At 53.8% G+C, this 6061-nt stretch carries 8 protein-coding genes; 3 read left to right on the plus strand and 5 right to left on the minus strand.

Annotated features, from left to right (window positions below; translation table 11 throughout):
• Nucleotides 1–28: 28 nt before the first annotated feature.
• Nucleotides 29–550, plus strand: coding sequence for a nuclear transport factor 2 family protein (locus ABYP39_RS04665; RefSeq protein ID WP_372759250.1), 522 nt, complete (start codon nt 29–31; stop codon nt 548–550).
• Nucleotides 551–614: 64 nt separating this feature from the next.
• Here the strand turns inward: ABYP39_RS04665 and bfr are convergent, their stop codons facing one another.
• Together bfr and ABYP39_RS04675 are read right to left on the minus strand one after the other, a co-directional pair.
• Nucleotides 615–1082 carry a bacterioferritin gene (gene bfr, locus ABYP39_RS04670; RefSeq protein ID WP_372763585.1) on the minus strand — a complete coding sequence of 156 codons (468 nt, stop codon included), beginning with the start codon at nt 1080–1082 and terminating at the stop codon, nt 615–617.
• Between the two features lie 121 nt (nt 1083–1203).
• A complete protein-coding gene (locus ABYP39_RS04675) occupies nt 1204–1404 on the minus strand; it encodes a bacterioferritin-associated ferredoxin (RefSeq protein ID WP_372781351.1) in 201 nt (66 codons plus the stop codon).
• Nucleotides 1405–1642: 238 nt separating this feature from the next.
• Here ABYP39_RS04675 and ABYP39_RS04680 point away from each other — a divergent pair, with 238 nt between their 5' ends.
• A complete protein-coding gene (locus ABYP39_RS04680) occupies nt 1643–2245 on the plus strand; it encodes a peroxiredoxin (RefSeq protein ID WP_372749658.1) in 603 nt (200 codons plus the stop codon).
• A gap of 50 nt (nt 2246–2295) precedes the next feature.
• Here the strand turns inward: ABYP39_RS04680 and ABYP39_RS04685 are convergent, their stop codons facing one another.
• From ABYP39_RS04685 to pyrC, 3 genes are all read right to left on the minus strand, one after another.
• Entirely contained in the window at nt 2296–2607 is a 312-nt protein-coding gene (locus ABYP39_RS04685) for a hypothetical protein (protein WP_372749657.1), read from the minus strand.
• 127 nt (nt 2608–2734) lie between these two features.
• The gene (rnt, locus tag ABYP39_RS04690; protein WP_372781353.1) at nt 2735–3379 is read right to left on the minus strand and encodes a ribonuclease T; all 645 of its coding nucleotides are present in this window, start codon (nt 3377–3379) and stop codon (nt 2735–2737) included.
• A complete protein-coding gene (pyrC, locus tag ABYP39_RS04695) occupies nt 3372–4427 on the minus strand; it encodes a dihydroorotase (protein WP_372781355.1) in 1056 nt (351 codons plus the stop codon). The genes rnt and pyrC overlap by 8 nt, the downstream gene beginning before the upstream one ends.
• A 232-nt stretch (nt 4428–4659) precedes the next feature.
• Here pyrC and ABYP39_RS04700 point away from each other — a divergent pair, with 232 nt between their 5' ends.
• Nucleotides 4660–5880, plus strand: a complete 1221-nt coding sequence (locus ABYP39_RS04700; RefSeq protein WP_372781357.1) for an argininosuccinate synthase — start codon at nt 4660–4662, stop codon at nt 5878–5880.
• Nucleotides 5881–6061: the final 181 nt, after the last annotated feature.

Below are 6061 nucleotides of genomic sequence, written 5' to 3' on the forward strand. Positions count from 1 at the left end.
AGCTATCAATAAATACACGGACACTGTCATGCTTTCCTACGACGAAAAAAAAGACTTTATCGATAAATACATCCGTTATCACGCTGAAGCTGACCGCCGCAACGAATGGACCTTTTTTGTGGATGAAATCTATGCTCCCGACTGTATTTATACCTGTGAGTATGCGGGCGTTATGTTGGTTGAGGCGCGTGGCACCGAGCAGATTAAGGCGACGCATTACGGTCGCGACATGCAGCACGGTTGGGAAGACTGGAGCTTTCCCTATAAAGGATTCTATGTGGGGGAGGGCAATGAGATCGTCACCCATTGGGTGAATCGGGGGCCGGGCTTGCGAGAAGATGGCAGTCACCGAGAAACGCCTGGGATTTCCTTTCTCACGCTGGACGACAATTGTCAGATCTGCCGTCAGTTTGACATGTTTGATCTGGCGCACCAGATGGCCTTGTGCGACGAACTCGAGGCGGCGGGGCTATTGTCGCCGGCGTTGAAGGAAAACTGGGTGATGCCAATGAAAAGGAAACTAATCAGCCAATTGCAGGAGAATCTCTGAAGACGGTGGCGAGGGCTACGGCTGTAAGCCCTCGCGCGATGGGCAGTCCTGGTGGCTGTAAGAGCTAGCTCATTTGTGACTGCAGGTAATTTTGCAGGCCGACTTTCTCGATCAGGCCAAGTTGGGTCTCCAGCCAATCGACGTGCTCTTCTTCGGATTCAAGAATCTCTTTGAGCAGGTCGCGACTCACGTAATCGGCCACTTCCTCACAGTAGGAAATACCTTCCTTGAGATCGGGGATGGCTCTGAGCTCAAGCTTCAGATCGCATTTCAGCATCTCTTCGGTATTCTCGCCGATGAGCAGTTTGCCCAAGTCTTGTAGATTGGGCAGCCCCTCAAGAAACAGGATGCGCTCAATCAGCCGGTCGGCGTGTTTCATCTCGTCGATGGATTCGTGGTACTCGTGTTCCCCGAGTTCTTTCAGGCCCCAGTCTTTGTACATGCGGGAGTGGAGAAAATACTGGTTAATGGCAACCAGTTCGTTGCCCAGTACCTTGTTTAGCAGTGCGATGACTTTTTTGTCGCCTTTCATAGGGGCCTCTAATCCATAAAAAGTGATGGAGTGAGGCTACCGCTAAAGGGTTGGTGTGTCAATCTAAGCTATTGATTATTAAGGAATTATGAATGATAGTGAGAATGCGAGCCATTAGTGTTTACACGGCGGCATAGAAAGGCGTGCTGCCGGTGGTCTGCAGTTTGTAGTCTTCAATGATTTCACGCGCCAACTCCTCACAGGAGCCGCACTGGCTCGCCACCCCCAGAGATTTGCTCACCTGGCGGAAATTGCGGCTGCCACTTTCCAGGGCGCGATGGATGTCGCGATCGGTCACACCATTGCAAACACAAACGTACATAACTGTGAAACTCGGGTTGTCCTGATGGTGCGTAAATACTAATGAGAATGATTGTCAGTTGCAAGTCCGAGCGGTAACCTGTCGTAAATTTAATCAATAGAATTTATCTATCGATGACGCGCAATATTCACCTGTGCCTGATTGCTGATGGCGTGTATCATGCCTGCACACACTGGGCCGGCAGCAGCTGGCTGATCTACTTTCTAACACTAATTTCAATCTTGGAGGTTTTATCACCATGGGTGTACTCGTAGGTAAACCTGCTCCCGACTTTACTTGTGCCGCTGTTCTGGGCAACGGCGAAATTGTTGACGAATTTACGCTGAGCGAAACGATCAAGGGTAAGTACGCACTGATTTTCTTTTACCCGCTGGATTTCACGTTTGTCTGCCCTTCTGAGCTGATTGCACTGGATCACCGTGTAGCCAAATTCAAAGAGCTGGGTGTGGAAGTGATTGGCGTGTCCATCGATTCTCAGTTTACCCACAATGCCTGGCGCAATACGCCCGTGGACAAGGGCGGTATTGGTGCTGTGGGTTACACTCTGGCGGCCGACGTACGCCACGACATCTGCCGTGCCTACGACGTAGAGGCTGACGGTGGTGTTGCTTTCCGTGGTGCATTCCTGATCGACAAAGAGGGCCTGGTGCGCTCTCAGATCGTTAATGACTTGCCATTGGGTCGTAACATCGATGAGCTGATCCGTCTGGTTGAGGCTCTGCAATTCCACGAAGAGCACGGTGAAGTTTGTCCTGCTGGCTGGAATAAAGGTGACAAGGGCATGAATGCTTCACCGGATGGTGTTGCAGCTTACCTGTCGGAGAATGCCGAAGGGCTGTAAGCGTTTCTCGCAGGCAGCATCGCAAAAGGCCGCACAAAGTGCGGCCTTTTTTATGCTCTGGTGTTCTGCGTTGGCGCTGCATGCAGATTGAAGGCGTACGCTTGGTGGTTGTGCTGTGGCCGGTTTTTCAGCGGCATCAGCGAACAGTTGCTGCCAAATTTCTGCTGCGCCCAGGTAAGTACCATGGCGATGGCTTTGTTACGGTTGCTAGCGTCTATGCGGTGGGAAATTGTTTGTTGCGGCGCGGTTGCTACTTTATACGATACTACCGCGTGAAATGATTTGCCGTGTTCTCGGAGAATGCGAACATGTCCAAGTGTTTCGCCCTTTTGGGACAGCCGAAACAGATCTATCGTGACCATGCAACAAAACCTCGTTACTGCCGTATTCATCACGTAGCAGGATAGGACAATCGGGCTGATGGTTGCGCGGTGAATGTCAGGTAATATTTAGTTAATCGAGGTTATTTTCGGCAATATTGCGTAAAGCCTATTCGTCGGTGTCGGGCTCCGGCCACACCCAGCCTCCCATCTCGTGCCAGCGATTGACGATAGTGCAAAATAGTTCGGCAGTTTTTTCGGTATCGTAAGCTGCGCTGTGTGCTTCACGGTTGTTGAAATGAATTCCCGCGGCATCGCAAGCCTTAGCCAATACGGTCTGGCCATAGGCAAGGCCGGCTAAGCTGGCGGTATCGATGACCGAAAAAGGATGGAAGGGGTTGCGCTTTATGGCGCTGCGTTCGGCGCCGGCCATCACAAAGCCCAGATCGAAGTGCGCATTGTGGCCTACCAGAATTGCGCGGTTGCAGCCGCTATTTTTGACCTTCTGCCGCACGGCTTTCAGCAATTCACCAAATACAACGACTTCTTTACGTGCCTCGCGATCCGGGTGTTCGGGATCGATACCGGTGAATTCCAGTGCAGAGGGTTCCAGGTTGGCACCGGCGAAAGGTTCGACCTGATAGTCGAGAGTCTCGGTGACTACGAGTTTGCCGGCGTCGTCAAAATCGACAAAGCTGGCAGCAATTTCCAATATCGCATCGGTCGACGATTGAAAGCCGCCGGTTTCAACATCAACAACGACGGGCAAGAAGCCGCGGAATCGAGTGGCGATTGGAAAGTTGGTGTCATCCATCGATAACCGCCCACGTCAGTGTCTCGCCAGCGCGCAGAGGAGTTAGTGGCTGTTCTCCCATGGGAAGTTCAGCAGGCACCTGCCAAGGTTGCTTGACGAGGGTAATGTGATCGCTATTGCGCGGCAGGCCATAAAAATCCGGCCCGTAAAAACTGGCGAACGCTTCGAGTTTGTCGAGCGCGCCAGCATGCTCAAATGCCTCGGCGTAGAGTTCAATCGCGGCGTGGGCGGTGTAACAGCCCGCACAACCGCAGGCGGTTTCTTTTTTGTTTTTGGGGTGCGGCGCTGAATCTGTGCCCAGAAAAAACTTGGGCGAGCCAGAGGTGGCTGCGGCAATCAGTTTCTGCTGGTGGCTGCCGCGCTTGAGGATGGGCAGGCAATAGTAGTGGGGGCGAATACCACCTACTAGCATGTGATTGCGATTGTAGAGCAGGTGATGGGCCGTGATAGTGGCGCCCACCTTATCGTGTGCGGTGGCAACAAAGTCTGCTGCATCACCGGTGGTGATGTGTTCCAGCACTAGCTTGAGGCTGGGGAAGTTCTTCACCAGGGGGGTGAGCGTATCATCGATAAAACGCTTCTCGCGATCGAAGATGTCCACGTCATCGTGTGTTACTTCACCATGCACCAGTAGCGGGAGGTCGTACTTTTCCATTGCCGCCAGCACTGGAGCCAGCGCGCTGATGTCGGTGACGCCCGAATCTGAGTTGGTGGTGGCTCCCGCCGGATACAGTTTTGCGGCGTAAACGTTAGTGCTTTCGGCAGCGCGTCTGATTTCATCTGGCGAGGTGTTGTCCGTCAGATAGAGCACCATCAGGGGCTCCATTTGGCGGGGCAGCCCGGTCATGGCGGCAAGGATGCGCTCGCGGTAGGCCTCAGCCTGCGCCACCGTGCAAATCGGTGGCGTCAGGTTGGGCATAACGATTGCGCGCCCCATATAGCGGCTCATATCACGCGTCGTAAGGGGCAGAGCGTCACCATCGCGCAGGTGAACATGCCAGTCGTCAGGGCGGGTAAGGTGTAAACGGGTCGGGCTAGAATCGGCCATGAGAGGTGTGGAACTCCTGTCTGTGCGCGCATGCTACCGGATTCGGCGGCGGTGTTAAAGCTGGTGGCGCTGGATAGGCGGGGGCTTTTAGACTCGTCGGAGCAGCGTCAGCGGGCATCGGGCGGGTCGCGGCAGGGCCCCAGGTTGGGGCTAGGCACTGTTGTCGACGCCCCGAATACGGTAGAATTCGCCCCCTTTTGATGACGCTAAACTGCAGTTTCTGGAGAATTGAATGTCTGCTATCAACAAAGTCGTTCTCGCCTACTCAGGCGGTCTCGATACCTCGGTAATCGCCAAGTGGTTGCAGGAAACCTATAACTGCGAAGTGGTGACTTTTACAGCCGATATTGGTCAGGGCGAAGAAGTAGAGCCCGCGCGCGCCAAAGCCAAGGCGTTGGGTATCAAAGAGATTTACATTGACGACCTGCGTGAAGAGTATGTGCGCGATTTCGTCTATCCCATGTTTCGTGCCAACACGATTTATGAGGGTGAATACCTGCTGGGCACCTCCATTGCGCGCCCGCTAATTGCCAAACGGCTGATTGAGATTGCCAACGAAACTGGTGCTGATGCAATTTCTCATGGAGCCACGGGCAAGGGTAATGACCAGGTGCGTTTCGAGCTGGGTGCTTACGCCCTGAAGCCGGGCATCAAGGTGATTGCGCCCTGGCGTGAGTGGGACCTGAATTCCCGCGAAAAGCTGATGGCATACTGCGAGCAGCACAGTATTCCTGTGGATTTCTCCAGCAAGAAGAAAAAATCCCCTTACTCCATGGATGCCAACCTGCTGCACATTTCTTATGAGGGCGGCAATCTGGAAGACCCGTATTGGGAAGCCGAAGAAGATATGTGGCGCTGGAGTGTTAGTCCGGAAGCAGCGCCAGACAAACCCACCTACATTGAACTGGGCTACAAGAACGGTGACCCGGTAACGCTGGATGGCAAAGAGTTGAGCCCAGCGACGATGCTGGAAACCCTGAACAAGATCGCTGGCGCCAACGGTATTGGTCGTCTGGATCTGGTGGAGAACCGCTACGTGGGCATGAAGTCGCGCGGTTGCTACGAAACCCCCGGCGGCACGATCATGCTGCGCGCCCACCGCGCGATAGAATCCATCACGCTTGACCGCGAAGTGGCTCACCTGAAAGACGAGCTGATGCCGCGCTACGCCAAGCTGATCTACAACGGTTACTGGTGGAGCCCCGAGCGCAAGATGCTGCAGGCTGCCATCGACGAGTCGCAGGCATTTGTGAATGGCGTGGTTCGCCTCAAGCTTTACAAAGGCAATGTGATTGTCGTGGGGCGCAAATCTGACAACTCGCTGTTCGATGAAGCCATCGCCACTTTTGAAGACGATGCGGGCGCCTACGATCAGAAAGACGCGGAAGGCTTTATCAAGCTGAATGCACTGCGTATGCGTATTGCTGCAAATAAAGGGCGTTCGCAACTTTAAGTAGTCGATTACTGCTGGCGCCAGTCGTTGTTTTCGTGGCATATTTTCGCCATCCGATAGGGAGGTTAAAATATGTTACGGAAGATAACGGCAGGGGCTGCATTTCTTCTGGCTGGCGCATCCGCGCTGGCCACAACACCACATCAAAACCCGCACGGCATGCTGTCCTTGCGCGCAGTAG

Source organism: Litorivivens sp. (assembly GCF_041625495.1).
Lineage (GTDB): Bacteria > Pseudomonadota > Gammaproteobacteria > Pseudomonadales > Spongiibacteraceae > Litorivivens.